Here is a 15,856-nt window from a genome sequence, read left to right as displayed (position 1 = left end):
AGCGTGTCTCCTTCTGGGCGTGACGAGTGAGCGCCCGCGGTCCGGCCGCAGCTCTTTGGTTAGGGACTTTAGAGTGCTATTGGTCTGGTGTCCTACCTTTGGAGTGACGTTTATGTAAATCTGGACGACAGGGTTGTCGCCGCGGCGACGTCCAATGGTTGACTTTCCGTCTATTCACCCGGAGCTATCGAGAGGGGCCAGCCATGACGCCAGAGGGTGTGCGACGCCATCGGCCCGGTCTGCTGGTCCAAGCCGAGCTGGAAAGCCTGGTGGCCGCCGGGGAGATCGACACGGTGATCGTGGCGTTCACCGATATGCAGGGCCGGCTGACCGGCAAACGCGTTTCGGCCCGGCTGTTCGTCGAGGAGGTTGCCGCGCACGGCGCCGAATGCTGCAACTACCTGCTGGCCGTCGACGTCGACATGAACACTGTCAGCGGGTACGCGATGTCGAGCTGGGAGTCCGGCTACGGCGACATGGTGATGGTGCCCGACTTCAGCACCCTGCGACTGCTGCCCTGGCTGCCGGGTACCGCGCTGGTGATGGCCGATTTGTCATGGGTCGGCGGCGGACTGGTGGAACCTGCGCCCCGCACCATCTTGCGCACCCAGCTGGACCGGCTGGCCGAACGCGGCCTGGAGGCCTTCGTCGGCACCGAGCTGGAGTTCATGGTGTTCGACCAGACCTATCGCGAGGCCTGGGCGGCGGGGTATCGGGGCCTGTCGAAGGCCACCGACTACAACGTCGACTACGCCATTCACGCCTCCACCCGAATGGAGCCGCTGCTGCGCGACATCCGCCTCGGCATGGACGGCGCCGGGATGTACTGCGAAGGGGTCAAGGGCGAATGCAATTTCGGCCAGCAGGAGATCGCCTTCCGCTACGACAGCGCGCTGGTGACGTGTGACAACCACACGATCTACAAGAACGGCGCCAAAGAGATCGCCGACCAGCACGGTAAGAGCCTGACGTTCATGGCCAAGTTCGACGAGCGCGAAGGCAACAGCTGCCACATCCACATCTCGCTGCGTGGGGCTGACGGGTCGGCGGTATTCGCCGATCCCGACGAGCCGCTGGGAATGTCGCCGATGTTCCGCAGCTTCATCGCCGGCCAGATCGCCACGCTGCGTGAGCTGACCCTGTTCTACGCACCGAACATCAACTCCTACAAGCGTTTTGTCGAGGGCAGCTTCGCCCCGACCGCGATCGCCTGGGGGCTGGACAATCGGACCTGCGCGCTGCGCGTAGTCGGCACCGGCCATTCGATGCGGATGGAGTGCCGGGCGCCCGGCGGGGACGTCAACCAGTACCTGGCGGTGGCCGCGCTGGTGGCCGGCGGACTGCACGGCATCGACAACGGACTGGAACTGCCCGAGGCCTGCGAGGGCAACGCATACACCGGTGGCGCGGAACGCCTTCCGGCCACACTCGCCGAGGCCGCCGAGCTGTTCGCCGATTCGGCGGTGGCCCGCGCGGCGTTCGGCGAGGAGGTCGTCGAGCACTACCTGAACAACGCCCGCGTCGAACTGGCGGCGTTCAACTCCGCGGTGACCGATTGGGAGAGGGTGCGCGGATTTGAACGACTGTGATCACCGCCCAGCGAATGGTTCCGGGGCCGGGCACCGCCCGGTGATTGGGCTGACCACTTACTTGCAGCAGGCCCAGACCGGGGTGTGGGACGTGCACGCCAGCTTCCTGCCCGGTATCTACCTCGAGGGCGTCACGCTGGCCGGCGGCATCGCAATGCTGCTGCCGCCTCAGCCTGTCGACGCCGACATCGCGAGCCGGGTGCTTGACGGGCTCGACGGCCTGATCGTCACCGGCGGCAGGGACGTCGACCCGGCGGCCTACGGCCACGACCCGCATCCGAGCACCGACGAGCCGGCCCGCGATCGCGACGCCTGGGAGTTCGCCCTGATCGCGGCCGCGCTGCGACGGCATCTGCCGGTGCTTGGGATCTGCCGTGGCGCACAGGTGCTCAACGTCGCCCTCGGCGGCACGCTGCACCAGCATCTGCCCGACCTTGTCGGGCACGCCCGCCACCAGCTGGGCAATGCGGTGTTCTCCACCTCCACGGTGCGCACCGTGCCGGGAACCAGGCTGGCCGCCCTGATCGGTGCCGACACGAACGTCCAGTGCTATCACCATCAGGCCATCGACCGTCTCGGCGACGGGCTGGTGGTGAGCGCCTGGGACTCCGACAGTGTGATCGAGGCGGTCGAGATGCCCGGCCATGACTTCGTGGTGGCCGTGCAGTGGCATCCCGAGGAGACCCTGGACGATCTTCGGTTGTTCGCCGGCCTGGTCGAGGCGGCGCGGGTGTATACGACAGGGAGGGTGAGCCAGTGACCACCACAGAGCTGGTCAATCCGGCGACCGAACAGGCGCTGCGCACGGTCGAGCTGACCGACGTCGCCGGCGTCGACGATGCCGTCGCGCGGGCCAAGGTCGCGCAGAAGGCCTGGGCCGCCCAGGCGCCCGCCGCGCGGGCGGCCGCGCTGCGGTCCTTCGCCGCCGCGGTCGACGCGCACATCGGTGAGCTGGCAGCGCTCGAGGTCGCCAATTCCGGGCATCCGATCGGGGCCGCCGAGTGGGAAGCCGGCCACGTCCGCGACGTGCTGCAGTTCTATTCGGCGACCCCGGAAAGGTTGTCGGGCAAGCAGATTCCAGTGGCCGGTGGGCTCGACGTCACGTTCAACGAGCCGATGGGTGTGATCGGCGTGATCACGCCGTGGAACTTCCCGATGCCGATCGCGGTGTGGGGTTTCGCCCCGGCGCTGGCTGCCGGCAATGCGGTCGTGCTCAAGCCCGCCGAGTGGACGCCGCTGACCTCGATGCGTCTCGGCGAGCTCGCGCTGCAGGCGGGGCTGCCCGAGGGTCTGTTCCAGGTGCTGCCCGGCAAAGGGTCGGTGGTCGGGGAGCGGTTCATCAGCCACCCAGACATCCGCAAGCTGGTATTCACCGGCTCGACCGAGGTCGGTACCAAGGTGATGGCCGGGGCGGCCGCGCAGGTCAAGCGGGTGACCCTGGAGCTCGGTGGCAAGAGCGCCAACATCGTCTTCGCCGACTGCGACCTGGAACGCGCCGCCGCCACAGCACCTTACGGTGTCTTCGACAACGCCGGCCAAGATTGCTGCGCCCGCAGCCGGATCCTGGTGCAGCGCAGCGTGTTCGACAAGTTCATGGAGATGTTCGAGCCCGCGGTCAAGAATCTGGTCGTCGGGGATCCCGCCGACCGGCAGACCGAGATGGGTCCGCTGGTGTCGCGCAAGCATTTCGAGTCGGTGGCCGCCTACGTCCCCGACGACGCCCCGGTGGCGTTCCGCGGCTCCGCGCCCGGTGGGCCCGGGTTCTGGTTCCCGCCGACGGTACTCACCCCCGAGCGCACCGACCGCACCGTTACCGAGGAGATCTTCGGCCCAATCGTCACCGTGCTGGCGTTCGAGGACGAGGCCGATGCGATCGCGCTGGCCAACGACACCGAATACGGCCTGTCCGGGTCGATCTGGACCGACAACCTGTCGCGGGCGCTTCGGGTCTCCCGAGCCGTCGAGGCCGGCAACCTGAGCGTGAACTCGCATTCGTCGGTGCGGTACAACACCCCGTTCGGCGGATTCAAGCAGTCCGGGCTCGGCCGCGAGCTCGGTCCCGACGCGCCCTTGCACTTCACCGAAACCAAGAACGTCTTTTTCGCAGTAGAGGAGAGCTAGATGGATCTGTCACAGCGGCTCAAGGACAAGGTCGCGGTCGTCACCGGCGGCGCGAGCGGCATCGGGCTGGCGGCGGTCAAGCGGATGCGCGCCGAAGGTGCGATCGTCGTCATCGGCGACCTCGACGAGAGAGCCGGCAAGTCCGTCGCCGACGACCTGAACGTCACCTTCGTGCAGGTGGACGTCGCGGACCAGGCCGCGGTGGACAACCTGTTCGACACCGCCTTCGAAGTGCATGGCGGCGTCGACATCGCGTTCAACAACGCGGGCATCAGCCCGCCCGACGACGACCTGATCGAGAACACCGGCATCGACGCGTGGGACCGGGTGCAGGACGTCAACCTCAAGTCGGTGTTCTTCTGCTGCAAGGCGGCGCTGCGGCACATGGTGCCCGCGCAGAAGGGCTCGATCATCAACACCGCGTCGTTCGTCGCGGTGATGGGTTCGGCCACCAGCCAAATCTCCTACACCGCATCCAAGGGCGGTGTGCTCGCGATGTCACGTGAGCTCGGAGTTCAGTACGCGCGCCAGGGAATTCGGGTCAACGCGCTGTGCCCCGGACCGGTGAACACCCCACTGCTGCAGGAGCTGTTCGCCAAGGATCCCGAACGCGCCGCGCGCCGGCTGGTGCACGTGCCGATGGGCCGGTTCGCCGAGCCGGAGGAACTGGCAGCCGCGGTGGCGTTCCTTGCCAGTGACGATTCGTCGTTCATCACCGGGTCCACTTTCCTGGTGGACGGCGGCATCAGCGGCCACTACGTGACACCGCTGTAGGGGTTTCACCATGACGGCCGAACCTGAACCGCAGCAGGCCTCCGAAGCCCTGCTGCGACCGGTGCGCCCGGGCAACGCGTTCGAGGACACCGTCGCACGGCTGCTGCAGACCATCCGGCTCGGCGTGCTGGCACCGGGCGATTCGCTGCCGCCCGAGCGTGAACTCGCTGGCAAGCTCGGCGTCAGCCGCGACACCGTGCGGGAGGCGATCAAGTCACTGTCCGACGCCGGCTATCTGGTCTCGCGCCGCGGCCGGTACGGCGGCACCTTCCTGGCCGAGGAGCTTCCGGCGCCGACCGAGGGAGTGGTCCGGGTCACCCGGGCCGAGATCGACGATGCGTTGCGGTTGCGGGAGATCCTCGAGGTCGGGGCGGCGCGGATGGCCGCCACCCGCACGCTGACCGCGGCCGAGCGCGACGAGCTGTGGTCCCGGCTGCTCGACGTGCGTAACGCCGCCCCCGAGGACTATCGCAGGCTGGACTCGCGGCTGCACCTGGCGATCGCGGAGGTGACCGGCTCACCCTCGCTGGTGCCGCTGGTGGCCGAGAACCGGATGCGGCTCAACGCCCTGCTGGATCAGATTCCCCTGCTGCGGCGCAACATTGCGCACTCCGAAGAACAGCACGAGGCGATCGTCATCGCGATCCTGGCCGGCGATCCGGAGGCGGCTTCGGTGGCGATGCGGGCCCACGCCGCCGGATCGGCCGTGCTGTTGCACGGCTTCCTGGACTGAACCCGGATGAGGCGGATCCGCAACGAGTAGCACCGGTCATCTCGGGGTGCGATCATGCCCGGTGTGTCCACCGACAAATTGCCGACCATCGCCTACCCCGCCGCGGGTGCCCGGCCGCACCGCCGTGACCTCGAGACCCTCGCGCCCCACGCCATCGTGCTCTTCGGGGCGACGGGTGACCTGGCCAAACGCAAGCTGATACCGGGGCTGGCCTACCTCGAGGAGTCCGCGCTGGCCCCCGACATCCGGTTGGTCGCCACGTCGCTGGAGGACTACACCGACGAGCAGTTCCTCGCCATCGCCAAGGCGGCCGTCGAGGAGTTCGGCAGCCGCAAACTCAACGACGAGCAGTGGGCGCACTTCGCCGAACGCGTCACCTACGTCCCGCAGAACGCCGGGCCGCAGGCCCTGGCCGACGCGGTGCTGGCCGCCGAGGCGCTGCTGGGTCCCGACGTCCGGCGACTGCACTACCTGTCGGTGCCGCCCAAAGCCGCCCAGTCGGTCATCACCACGCTCAGGGACGCCGACCTGGTGGAGCGCTCACGAGTGGTGATGGAAAAGCCGTTCGGTACCGACCTGGCCAGCGCCATCAAACTCAACGACTTCGTCCACGAAACGTTCCACGAAGAGCAGATCTTTCGCATCGACCACTTCCTCGGCAAGGAGGCGGCGCAGAACATCCTGGCGTTCCGCTTCGCCAACGGGCTCTTCGAACCGATCTGGAACCGCAACTTCATCGACCACATCCAGATCGACATCCCCGAGAAGCTCGGTCTGGATGCCCGCGCGAACTTCTACGAGAGCACCGGCGCGTTCAAGGACATGGTGGTCACGCACTTGTTGCAGGTGATGGCTTTCGTCGTGATGGAGCCGCCGACCGCCCTGGAACCCCGGGCGATCAGCGAGGAGAAGAACAAGGTCTTCCGGTCGATGCTGCCGATCGACCCCGCCGACGTCGTGCGCGGCCAGTACACCGGTTATCGGGAAGAGGTCGGGGTAGCAAGGGATTCCGATACCGAGACGTTCATCGCTCTCAAGGTCGGAATCGACAACTGGCGCTGGGCAGGAGTGCCGATCTATCTGCGGACCGGCAAGAAGATGGCCGAGGGGCAGCGGATCATCTCGATCGCCTTCAAGGAAGCGCCGCGCACGATGTTCCCGCCTGGTTCCGGCGTCGGATCCGAGGGCCCGGACCATCTGACCTTCGATCTGGCCGACGAGTCCAAGGTGTCGCTGTCGTTCTACGGCAAGCGCCCGGGGCCCGGGATGAAGCTCGACAAGCTGTCGATGCAGTTCTCCACCCGCGAGACCGACTCCGTCGGCGACGTCCTGGAGGCCTACGAACGGCTCATCCTGGACGCGATGCGTGGTGACCACACGCTGTTCACCACCGCCGAGGGCATCGAGTCGCTGTGGGATCGGTCGGCGCGGCTGCTGGACGACCCACCCCCGTGCAAGAGCTACCCGGTGGGCACCTGGGGGCCCAATGCCATCCACCAACTCATCGCCCCGAACGCCTGGCGGCTGCCTTTCGAACGGGCCTGGCGGGACAAGAAAGCCGACGCCTGATCAGACGGCGGCCGCGGCACCGGCCCGGCTGTCGGGCTGGGACGCCACCAGTGGCGTGAGGATGAGCCGAAGCCAACCCGCGGTCAACGCGGCGGCGCACAACACACCGACCACCATCCATACCGAGGGTCCCGGGGAGATCGCCGCGGGTGCCGTCTGGTGCCACCAGATGCCCCCGAGGCCGACGACCGTCGACAGCCCGCCGGTATAGGCGGCTGCGCAGCACCACCGAAATCGTCGCCGCCACAACGCCACCGACGACACGGCGGACATCAGCGCGAACAGCGCGACCGCGACGCGTGAGATCCACACGCCGTGGGTGTCGGTCAGCCAGCCCGCCGTCGCGGCGCCGCCCAGCGCTACCGACGTGCCAAGGGCGACGACCGTGGTCCGCCGGCTGATCCAGACGTCGTCGAGAACACGCTGTCCGATCCGGTACAGCATCACTTCGATGTCGCTGTTGGGCATGCTCAATGGTCGTCGAGTCGCGTGCGGTGGTTCCCGGTCAGGCCAGCCGATCGTCGCGCTGGGCGGCGGCCATCAGCTCTTCGCGGGCCCGCGCCACCCGGGAGCGGATGGTGCCCACCGGGCACCCGCACACCTCGGCGGCCTCGGCATAGGAGAGCCCGATCACCTGGGTCAGCATCAGGGCGTGGCGCCGGTCGGCGTCCAGCCCGTCGAGCAGCATCCGGATCTCGACGATGTCTTCGAAACGCGCTGCGCTGGGCCGGGTGTCGAGCACTTGGTCCAGGTCGATCCCATAGCCGGTGCGAGGGCGGGCCTGGTTGCGCCGAATCTGGTCGACGACCACCCGGCGCGCGATCGAGAGCAGCCAGGTCCGTGCCGATGACCGGCCGGAGAACCGGGGCAGCGCCCCGAGCGCCCGCAGGAACGTTTCCTGGGTCAGATCGTCGGCGTGACCGGGATCACCGAGGAAGGCCACGGTGCGCCAGACATCGCGCTGAGTGGCCCTGATGAACGCCTCGAGCGCCGCACGGTCGCCGCGACCGGCAGCCAGGGCCAGCACAGTCACCTGATCGTCGGGTTCGCCCACGGTCAGTCAGAGTAGGGGATCGCGAGGTGAGCCACACGTCCAGGGCGTCGGCGCCCTTCGCCGTCGGTTCGTCGACACCGTAGCGGCGTATTTTGGACGCAGGTGCCGCTACCGCACCAGCGGCCGTCAGCGGCAGGAAATGTCGGGTCGCCGGGAACTCGGGGACCCGCGCAGCCGACCATGGGACGTGGACCCTGTCCGCCGGTGCGCCGGTGGCGGCGGCCGCGACCGAGCCAAGGAGGGCCAAGGAGGACTATGACGACTTCTGTCGTGGGTGGTCCCACCCCGGACGCGCCGCACGTCGCTCCTGTCCCGGACCCCGGCGTCGCCCGTCGAGTGCAACTCGACGTGTCCGGCATGTCGTGCGCGGCGTGCGCCGCGCGGGTCGAGACCAAACTCAACAAACTCGACGGCGTGCGCGCGTCGGTGAACTACGCCACCCGCGTCGCCAGCGTCGACGTCCCCGATTCCGTGGCGACCGACGACCTGTGCGAGGTGGTCCGCAAGGCCGGCTACGAGGCGGCCCCCCGCGCGGCCTCGACGGTCGAACCGCCCGATCCGGACGACGCGCTGGCCCGCAGCTTGCTGCGGCGGCTGGCGATCGCCGCGGTGCTGTTCGTGCCGCTGGCCGATCTGTCGGTGATGTTCGCCGTGGTGCCGAGCACTCGTTTCACCGGCTGGGCGTGGGTGCTGACGGCGCTGGCCCTGCCGATCGTGACCTGGGCAGCGTGGCCGTTCCACCGGGTGGCCCTGCGCAACGCCCGGCACGGCACCGCGTCGATGGAGACGTTGATCTCGGTCGGTGTCACCGCTGCCACGGTGTGGTCGTTGTCCACGATCTTCTTCACCCACCACGATCGCCGGACACGCGGCATCTGGCAGGCGCTGGTGGGCAGCGACGCGATCTATCTCGAGGTCGCGGCCGGCGTGACGGTGTTCATCCTGGCCGGACGCTACTTCGAGGCGCGGGCGAAGTCGCGCGCCGGTAGCGCGCTGCGGGCGCTGGCGGCGCTGAGTGCCAAAAACGTTTCGGTGTTGCTCGCCGACGGCAGCGAGATGGTGTTGCCGGCCGACGAACTCAAAGAACAGCAGCGCTTCGTGGTCCGGCCCGGCGAGACCATCGCCGCCGATGGGCTGGTGGTCGAGGGCAGCGCCGCAGTCGACATGAGCGCGATGACCGGCGAGGCCAAGCCGGCCCGGGCCCATCCGGGCGGGCGCGTCGTCGGCGGGACCGTCGTGCTCGACGGGCGGCTCATCGTCGAGGCCGCGGCGGTCGGTGCCGACACCCAGTTCGCCGGGATGGTGCGACTGGTCGAGGAAGCCCAGGCGCAGAAGGCCGACGCCCAGCGACTGGCCGACCGCATCGCCGGGGTGTTCGTGCCCGTGGTGTTCGTGATCGCGGTGCTGACCGCGGCGGCGTGGCTGGCCGCCGGCGCCGGCGCCGACCGCGCGTTCTCGGCGGCGCTGGCCGTCCTGGTGATCGCCTGCCCGTGTGCTCTGGGCCTGGCCACCCCGACCGCGATGATGGTGGCCTCCGGGCGCGGTGCCCAGCTGGGCATCTTCCTCAAGGGCTATCGCGCGCTGGAAGCCATCCGCGCCGTGGACACTGTCGTGTTCGACAAGACCGGCACCCTGACCACCGGCCACCTCACAGTGACGGCGGTGACCGTCGCGCAGGGCTGGCAGCGCGCGGAGGTGCTGGCGCTGGCCGCATCGGTGGAGACCGCCTCCGAACATGCCGTCGCGATCGCGGTCGTCGCCGCCACCGACGACCGGCGTTCGGTGGACGACTTTCGGTCGCACGCCGGGCGTGGCGTCACCGGCGTGGTCGCGGGCCGCGGCGTCATAGTGGGCCGGCCGTCCTGGGTCACCGGACAGGCCATGCCGGACGCCCAACTGGAATCCGCCCGCTGTGCTGCTGAATCCCGCGGGGAGACAGTGGTTTTCGTTGCTGTCGACGGTCAGGTATGCGGTGCGATCGCTGTCGCCGACGCGGTCAAGGACTCCGCGGCCGACGCGGTGGCTGCCCTGCACCAACGGGGACTGCGCACCGTGCTGCTCACCGGCGACAACGCCGCCGCCGCCGGTGCGGTGGCCGCCCAGGTGGGCATCGACGAGGTGATCGCCGAGGTGCTGCCCGACGGCAAGGTCGACGTCATCGAGCAGCTACGTGGCCAGGGGCGGGTGGTTGCCATGGTCGGCGACGGCATCAACGACGGCCCGGCGCTGGCCTCGGCGGATCTGGGCCTGGCCATCGGCCGCGGCACCGACGTGGCGATCGGCGCTGCCGACATCATCCTGGTCCGCGACGACCTGGACATCGTGCCGCAGGCCCTCGACCTGGCCAAGGCCACCATGCGCACGATCAGGGTGAACCTGTTCTGGGCGTTCGGCTACAACGTGGCGGCCATCCCGATCGCCGCGGCCGGACTGCTCAACCCGCTGATCGCCGGTGCGGCCATGGCGTTCTCGTCATTTTTCGTCGTCTCCAACAGCCTGCGGTTGCGCAATGTCGACCGCGGGCATCCGTCATCCGAAAGGTAGATCCCATGTCCGAGCAGACCTTCACCGTCGACGGCCTGCACTGCCAGAGCTGTGTGCGCACCGTCGGCGACGCGCTGGGTGCGCTGCCCGGCGTCAGCGCCGTCGAGGTGGATCTGGGCACCGACGGGCCGTCGATGGTGCGCGTCGTCGCCGACTCCGGCCTCAGCCTCGAGCAGGTACGCGCCGCACTTGCCGAGGAAGGCGATTACACCGTCGTGGGCGCGGGTCAGCTGTCAGGATGAACCATCCGTCGACGAGAGGAGACAACAATGTCGCGTATAGCCGGAGAACGTTACGAGTGTGGTCAATGCGGGGCCGCGATCGTCTATGAGAAGGCGTGCCCCTGTTGCACCTCGGCCACCGATCATGCCGAGACGTGCTGCGGGCAGCAGATGTCGAAGGTGAGCTGACGCCCTGAGTCACCGGCGGGACTTCGACAGCTCCCGCAGCATCGCGTTGTAGGCGTCGAGGTCGTCGTCGTAATGCGCGTCGGCGTGCCGATCGCTGCGGACGGCGGTACGCCGGTCCTGCCTGGCCCACTGCACGACCAGCGCCACGACGACCACGATGACCGGCAGTTCGCTCGATCCCCACGCGATCGCGCCGCCGAGGTGCTGATCGTCGACCAGGCTCGACACCCAGGGCAGGTCCAGATAGCGGTAGAACGTGCCGCCGAGCACCGAGTCCATCGTCATCGTCGCGATGCCGAAGAAGGCGTGGAACGGCATCACCGCGAACAGCATCCCGAGGCGCCCGATGAACGGAAGTCGCTTCGGGCCGGGGTCGATGCCGATGATGCCCCAGAAGAACAGGTATCCGGTGATCAAGAAGTGCAGGCTCATGAATTCGTGACCCCAGTGGTAGCGCACCAGGGTGTCGAACAGGGGAGTGAAGTACACCGCGTACAGCGAGCCGACGAACAGCACGAAGGCCGTCGCTGGGTGTGACAGGAACCGGGATGCCGGCGAATGCACCATCCACAACAGCCATTCCCGTGGTCCGGGTGGGTGGTCGGCGCCGGCGGCGGGCAGGGCGCGCAGCGCCAGGGTGATCGGGGCGCCCAGCACCAGGAACACCGGGATGAACATGTTCAGCGTCATGTGCTCGGACATGTGGACGCTGAACATCGCCGAGCCGTACGCCCGAACGCCCGAGCTAGTGGCGAAAAGCAGAGCAGAGCAACCGAACAACCACGCAATCAGCCGGCCGGGTGGCCACCTGTCGCCGCGGCGGCGCAGCCGGAGCACGCCGGCGACGTAGGCCGCGGCGAGGGCTACCGCGGCCACACCGAGAAGGACGTCGAACCGCCACACCGTCAGCAATCGCACGGCGCGCAGGGCCGGCAATTGGTAGCCGAGGAACACATCCCATGCGGTGAACTCGTGGGCCAACAGCCGCGGTGCGGTCTGGATCGCCATCGCCGAGACGGCCCCGACGACGCCGATCGCGGCCAGCGCACCGGCCAGGCCGCCGGTGCCGCGTCCGGTCCGTAGTCGGGCGACGTCGAGCAGCCAGGAGCCCAGCAGGGCCCCCGCGGCAGCCATGCCCCAGCGGCCGTAATCCGACCCGGTCAGGCCGGGAGGGCCGATGAGCAGCACCAGCAACAGCGCCCCGTAGACCAGCGCCACCGCGCCGGCGATCACCTCGATGACCAGTAGCCGGCGCCGCAGCGCGGGCTCCGGTGGCGCCAGCGCGGCGCTCACCTTCATCCCGGTGAGCACGGCCACGGCGAGGGTGAACACGATGACGGCGCTGGTCGCGTAGTCGTGGTCGGGTCCCTGGCCGGCATTGCCGGTGACCGGCACCGCGATCAGCCCGACGAAGGCCGGAATCAACAGCACCGCATGCCAACTCCACCGGACGGTGAGCCGCAATGCGACAGTCACGACGGCGGCGAAGACGGCGGCCACGATCCAGCCGCGGGCCATCTCCGAGGCGCCGATCGCGCTGGGCAGCCCACCCGCCCCGACCAGGTGGGCGACCGGGACCCCGGCATCGGTGGCCGCCTGAACCGGCACCATCACCAGCGCCGCGGCCAGCCACAGCAGTGCCAGTCGTTCGGCCAGCAGGTGCACCCGGAACGAGGAAGGATCGAGCACACCGCGATCGTCGGGTGTGGCGGTGACGACGACGAAGGTCAGCGACCCCAGGCAGATCGCGGCCGCCAGCATTGCGGTGAAGTGACCGAGGACCTCGGTGAGGCTGGTGACGGTGCCGGGGAAGGAATCACCGGTCTCGGTGAACCGGCGTGCCCCGGAGGCCAGGGCATAGCCGGCCAGTGCGGCCAGCAGGACGGCGTAGCCGCCGAGAATCCACCGGGCGGCCGGCCGGGTGCGTGTCTGGGTGGACTCCATCGTCGTGGCCTTTCACCCCCATATCTCGGCCCCAGTCTACGACTGCTTGTCGTAGTCGAGTCGCAGTGGTGGGAACTTTCTGGTGCGATAGATCGACTACTGGTGACGTGCGCAAGGAAGGGAGCGACTACCGGTGATCGGAGATCTCACACTGCGGTGGGTCGTGACCCTCCTGTTCGTGATCAGTGCCGCCGAATGCTTGTTCTCGCTGGCCGTGGGGCACCGGCGGTGGCCGAACGTCGTCGGGCATGTGTTGCACGCCGTCATGGCGGTGGCAATGGCGGTGATGGCCTGGCCGTGGGGTGCGGACCTGCCGACCGTGGCGCCTATGGTGTTCTTCCTGCTGGCTACCGCCTGGTTCGTCGGCGTGACCCTGACTCCGCAGGCCGCCGGTCATCGGATCGCCGGGGCCTATCACGCGCTGATGATGCTGGCGATGGCCTGGATGTACGCAGTGATGAACGGGGGCTTGCTGCCCGGTCAGTCGTCGGACGCCGCATCCGGTTCGGCCCCGGCAGGTGGGTCGGGTCATGCCGGGCATGCGGGCATGAACATGCCGGGCATGGACATGGGTGACATGGACATGAGTGGTATGGACTCGCCGACACTCCCGGCGGGGTCCGGCGGCGGGCCGGCCGCCTACATCGCGACGCTGAACTGGGTGTGCACCGTGGGGTTCGCCGTGGCCGCGGTGTTCTGGCTCTACCGCTACTTGACGGTGCGGATGGGGCATACCCGCGGGAATGGCCACCCGCTGGGGATTCTGTGCCAGGCCATGATGGCCGCCGGCATGGCGATCATGTTCGGGGTCATGCTGTAGAAGGCTCAGGCCGCCGAGCCGTCGGTGGGGTAGAGGTGTCCACGCCGGCGTCCCCGGGACGCGTTGTCGGGCAACACTAATTCGTCGGTCGCCGCAGCGGTGTCCGATCGCGGTTGTGGTCCGCCGGCCCGGTCGTCGCGCCACACCAGCAGGGCCAGCACCGCCCCGGCAAGGACGGGCAGGTGGCTGAGCATCCGATCGAGGCTCACCGCCCTGGACATCGCGTCGCTGACCACGTAGCCGGTGAGGACGACGGCGAACACCACCAGCACCCCGGCCAACCCGGCTGCCGCGGTCGGCCGCGCGGCAGCGCCGATCATGACCGCACCCAATGCCAGTGACCACGCCGTCGATTCGTTGAGCAGGTGCCCGCCCATCATCGCGTGGTGCCCGCCGGCCGAGGTGCCGATGTTCGCGCCGAAGGCCTGGGCAACGGCCAGCGCCAGTTGCACGACGCCGACCGCTGCCAACGCGATTCGGTGCCATCTCGGCGGGTGTGCCGCTGCGGCGGGCCGAGGGGTGGGTGCCGCGACGGCGGCCACCTGTGAACGGCCGGCCAGGCGCCGCAGCTGGCGGGTCTGGTCCACCGCGCGGGCGTGCCAGGAGCGGCAGTCCTCGCAGGTGGCCAGATGCTCGTCGACCCGGGCAGCGGGAACGGGTTCGCGTTCGCCGTCGATCCGGGCTGACAACGCCTCACGGGCGACATCGCAGTCCACGATCCTATAGTCGCGTATCCGGGCGGGATTGTTCCAGCGTCCTGAGGTCCGCAGGCCCGCTGGGCTAGATTCCTAGGCATGGACGGGCCAGGTGACGAGGTCAAGGTCCAGCGTGCGTCCTCCGCGCTGGCCGATGTGGACATCACCGGCTGGACCCAGCGTTTCGATCTGTTATCCGACCCGCATCGGCTGGAGATTCTGCTCGGCCTGCACCGCGCGCCCGGCATCTGCGTCGGCGATCTCGCCGCCGCGGTCGGGCGGTCGGAGAACGCTGTCTCCCAAGCGCTTCGAGTGCTGCGCCAACAGGGTTGGGTGACCTCGACGCGGGTCGGTCGGCAGGTTAGCTACCGGCTGGAGGATCACACCGTGCATGACCTGCTGCACTGGATCGGTGCCGCGCATGCGGAGTGAGTCACCGAATCACTGTGATGACTCACTCGATTATCTGAACATGTAGACACCTATTACCTCTGCGCACTAGGCTCGTCCCCGGGACCGGGGGTGCCGGGCCCATCGCGAGGAGGCACGCTTGAGCGTCGAACTGAAGGCCATGCACATGAGTGACGGCCTGGTCAACGCGCCGACATCGGTGTGCTTCGCGCTATTCGCCCTTGCCGTGGTGGGGTTCTGCGGGTGGCGGGCGCGCACCGAACTCGATGAGCGCACCGTGCCACTGGCCGGGCTGGTTGCGGCCTTCATCTTCGCGGTCCAGATGATCAACTTCCCGATCCTGCCCGGCGTCAGCGGACACCTGCTCGGCGGTGCGCTGGCCGCGATCCTGGTCGGCCCATACACCGGCGTGCTGTGCATCACGATCGTGCTGGTGGTGCAGTCGCTGCTGTTCGCCGACGGCGGGGTGACCGCACTCGGGATGAACATCACCAACATGGCCCTGATCGGTGTCGCGGCCGGTTACTCGACGGCCGTCCTCCTCTACACGCTGGCCCGCCGGCGCCGGACCGATCCATCGATCAGCACGCTCGGGGTTGTGGCATTCGTGTCCGCGCTCGTTGGAACCATGTGTGCATCAATGGGTTTCGTGATCGAATACGCGCTCGGCGGGGCGGCGCCCACGTCGCTGGGCACAGTGGCCGCCTACATGCTCGGGACCCACGCGCTCATCGGCATCGGGGAAGGAGTCATCACCGCGCTGACCGTGCTCGCCGTGGCCCGCTCCCGCCCGGATCTGGTCTACCTGCTGCGCCGCAGCCAGGCCCGGACGGCGGTGCCGGTATGAGTCTTCGCATGCACTGGCGGTTCTGGGCCGGCTTCGGAGTGGCGATCCTGCTCATTGCGGGGGTGGTGTCCTACTTCGCCAGCAAGAATCCCGACGGACTGGACTCGGCGACCCTGCGCGGATGCCAGGTAACCCAGACCGATCACGGCGAGGTGTTGACCGGCAACTGCATCGCCCAGCACGCCAGCACGCACCCGATGTCGCTGTCGCCGCTGGCCGATTACACGGTGTTCGGCCACCCTGCGACCGGCGGACTGGCCGGGATCATCGGGGCCGTCGTGGTGCTCGGCATCGCGGGCGGCGCGTTCTGGCTGATCGCGCGCACCCGCCGCTCGAAGGGCTGAG

At 68.6% G+C, this 15,856-nt stretch carries 16 protein-coding genes; 12 read left to right on the top strand and 4 right to left on the bottom strand.

Translation table 11 applies throughout. The annotated features are described in order from the left end of the window. The first annotated feature begins 203 nt into the window (after positions 1–203). Genes ACXDF8_RS10500 through zwf form a run of 6 tightly spaced genes read left to right on the top strand, consistent with a single transcriptional unit; the run spans position 204 to position 6,786 of the window. Positions 204–1,589: a glutamine synthetase family protein gene (locus ACXDF8_RS10500; protein WP_457223184.1), complete on the top strand. Its 1,386-nt coding sequence runs from the start codon at positions 204–206 to the stop codon at positions 1,587–1,589. 40 nt (positions 1,590–1,629) lie between these two features. Further along, complete coding sequence (locus ACXDF8_RS10495) at positions 1,630–2,349, top strand: gamma-glutamyl-gamma-aminobutyrate hydrolase family protein (RefSeq protein ID WP_457223183.1); 720 nt, start codon at positions 1,630–1,632, stop codon at positions 2,347–2,349. After that, positions 2,346–3,710: an aldehyde dehydrogenase family protein gene (locus ACXDF8_RS10490; RefSeq protein WP_457223182.1), complete on the top strand. Its 1,365-nt coding sequence runs from the start codon at positions 2,346–2,348 to the stop codon at positions 3,708–3,710. The genes ACXDF8_RS10495 and ACXDF8_RS10490 overlap by 4 nt, the downstream gene beginning before the upstream one ends. Beyond that, complete coding sequence (locus ACXDF8_RS10485) at positions 3,711–4,484, top strand: 3-oxoacyl-ACP reductase (protein ID WP_457223181.1); 774 nt, start codon at positions 3,711–3,713, stop codon at positions 4,482–4,484. Between the two features lie 10 nt (positions 4,485–4,494). Next, entirely contained in the window at positions 4,495–5,217 is a 723-nt protein-coding gene (locus ACXDF8_RS10480; RefSeq protein ID WP_457223180.1) for a FadR/GntR family transcriptional regulator, read from the top strand. Positions 5,218–5,271: 54 nt separating this feature from the next. Then, positions 5,272–6,786, top strand: coding sequence for a glucose-6-phosphate dehydrogenase (gene zwf, locus ACXDF8_RS10475; protein ID WP_457223179.1), 1,515 nt, complete (start codon positions 5,272–5,274; stop codon positions 6,784–6,786). On the opposite strand, the gene ACXDF8_RS10470 is transcribed toward zwf, so the two are convergent. Both ACXDF8_RS10470 and sigC read right to left on the bottom strand, forming a co-directional pair. After that, positions 6,787–7,254 (bottom strand): hypothetical protein, encoded by a 468-nt coding sequence (locus ACXDF8_RS10470; RefSeq protein ID WP_457223178.1) that lies wholly within the window; start codon positions 7,252–7,254, stop codon positions 6,787–6,789. 37 nt (positions 7,255–7,291) lie between these two features. Continuing rightward, complete coding sequence (gene sigC, locus ACXDF8_RS10465; RefSeq protein WP_457223368.1) at positions 7,292–7,846, bottom strand: RNA polymerase sigma factor SigC; 555 nt, start codon at positions 7,844–7,846, stop codon at positions 7,292–7,294. Positions 7,847–8,095: 249 nt separating this feature from the next. Here sigC and ACXDF8_RS10460 point away from each other — a divergent pair, with 249 nt between their 5' ends. Both ACXDF8_RS10460 and ACXDF8_RS10455 read left to right on the top strand, forming a co-directional pair. Next, the gene (locus ACXDF8_RS10460; protein ID WP_457223177.1) at positions 8,096–10,384 is read left to right on the top strand and encodes a heavy metal translocating P-type ATPase; all 2,289 of its coding nucleotides are present in this window, start codon (positions 8,096–8,098) and stop codon (positions 10,382–10,384) included. Positions 10,385–10,389: 5 nt separating this feature from the next. Beyond that, positions 10,390–10,626, top strand: coding sequence for a heavy-metal-associated domain-containing protein (locus ACXDF8_RS10455; RefSeq protein ID WP_457223176.1), 237 nt, complete (start codon positions 10,390–10,392; stop codon positions 10,624–10,626). Between the two features lie 177 nt (positions 10,627–10,803). Here ACXDF8_RS10455 and ACXDF8_RS10450 read toward each other — a convergent pair whose 3' ends face one another. Then, entirely contained in the window at positions 10,804–12,738 is a 1,935-nt protein-coding gene (locus ACXDF8_RS10450) for a cytochrome c oxidase assembly protein (protein WP_457223175.1), read from the bottom strand. A gap of 133 nt (positions 12,739–12,871) precedes the next feature. On the opposite strand from ACXDF8_RS10450, the gene ACXDF8_RS10445 reads away from it, so the two are divergent. After that, on the top strand, positions 12,872–13,558 hold the full coding sequence (locus tag ACXDF8_RS10445) for a DUF5134 domain-containing protein (RefSeq protein WP_457223174.1): 687 nt from the start codon (positions 12,872–12,874) through the stop codon (positions 13,556–13,558). A 5-nt stretch (positions 13,559–13,563) separates the two neighbouring features. On the opposite strand, the gene ACXDF8_RS10440 is transcribed toward ACXDF8_RS10445, so the two are convergent. Further along, positions 13,564–14,274, bottom strand: coding sequence for a zf-HC2 domain-containing protein (locus ACXDF8_RS10440; protein ID WP_457223173.1), 711 nt, complete (start codon positions 14,272–14,274; stop codon positions 13,564–13,566). A 78-nt stretch (positions 14,275–14,352) separates the two neighbouring features. On the opposite strand from ACXDF8_RS10440, the gene ACXDF8_RS10435 reads away from it, so the two are divergent. From ACXDF8_RS10435 to ACXDF8_RS10425, 3 genes are all read left to right on the top strand, one after another. Next, complete coding sequence (locus ACXDF8_RS10435) at positions 14,353–14,685, top strand: ArsR/SmtB family transcription factor (protein WP_457223172.1); 333 nt, start codon at positions 14,353–14,355, stop codon at positions 14,683–14,685. 139 nt (positions 14,686–14,824) lie between these two features. Then, positions 14,825–15,511 carry an energy-coupling factor ABC transporter permease gene (locus ACXDF8_RS10430; RefSeq protein ID WP_457223367.1) on the top strand — a complete coding sequence of 229 codons (687 nt, stop codon included), beginning with the start codon at positions 14,825–14,827 and terminating at the stop codon, positions 15,509–15,511. Continuing rightward, on the top strand, positions 15,508–15,855 hold the full coding sequence (locus ACXDF8_RS10425; RefSeq protein ID WP_457223171.1) for a PDGLE domain-containing protein: 348 nt from the start codon (positions 15,508–15,510) through the stop codon (positions 15,853–15,855). The genes ACXDF8_RS10430 and ACXDF8_RS10425 overlap by 4 nt, the downstream gene beginning before the upstream one ends. The last annotated feature ends 1 nt before the right edge of the window (position 15,856 follow it).

Source organism: Mycolicibacterium sp. CBM1, from assembly GCF_054073305.1.
This window is presented reverse-complemented; position numbering and strand designations above follow the sequence as displayed.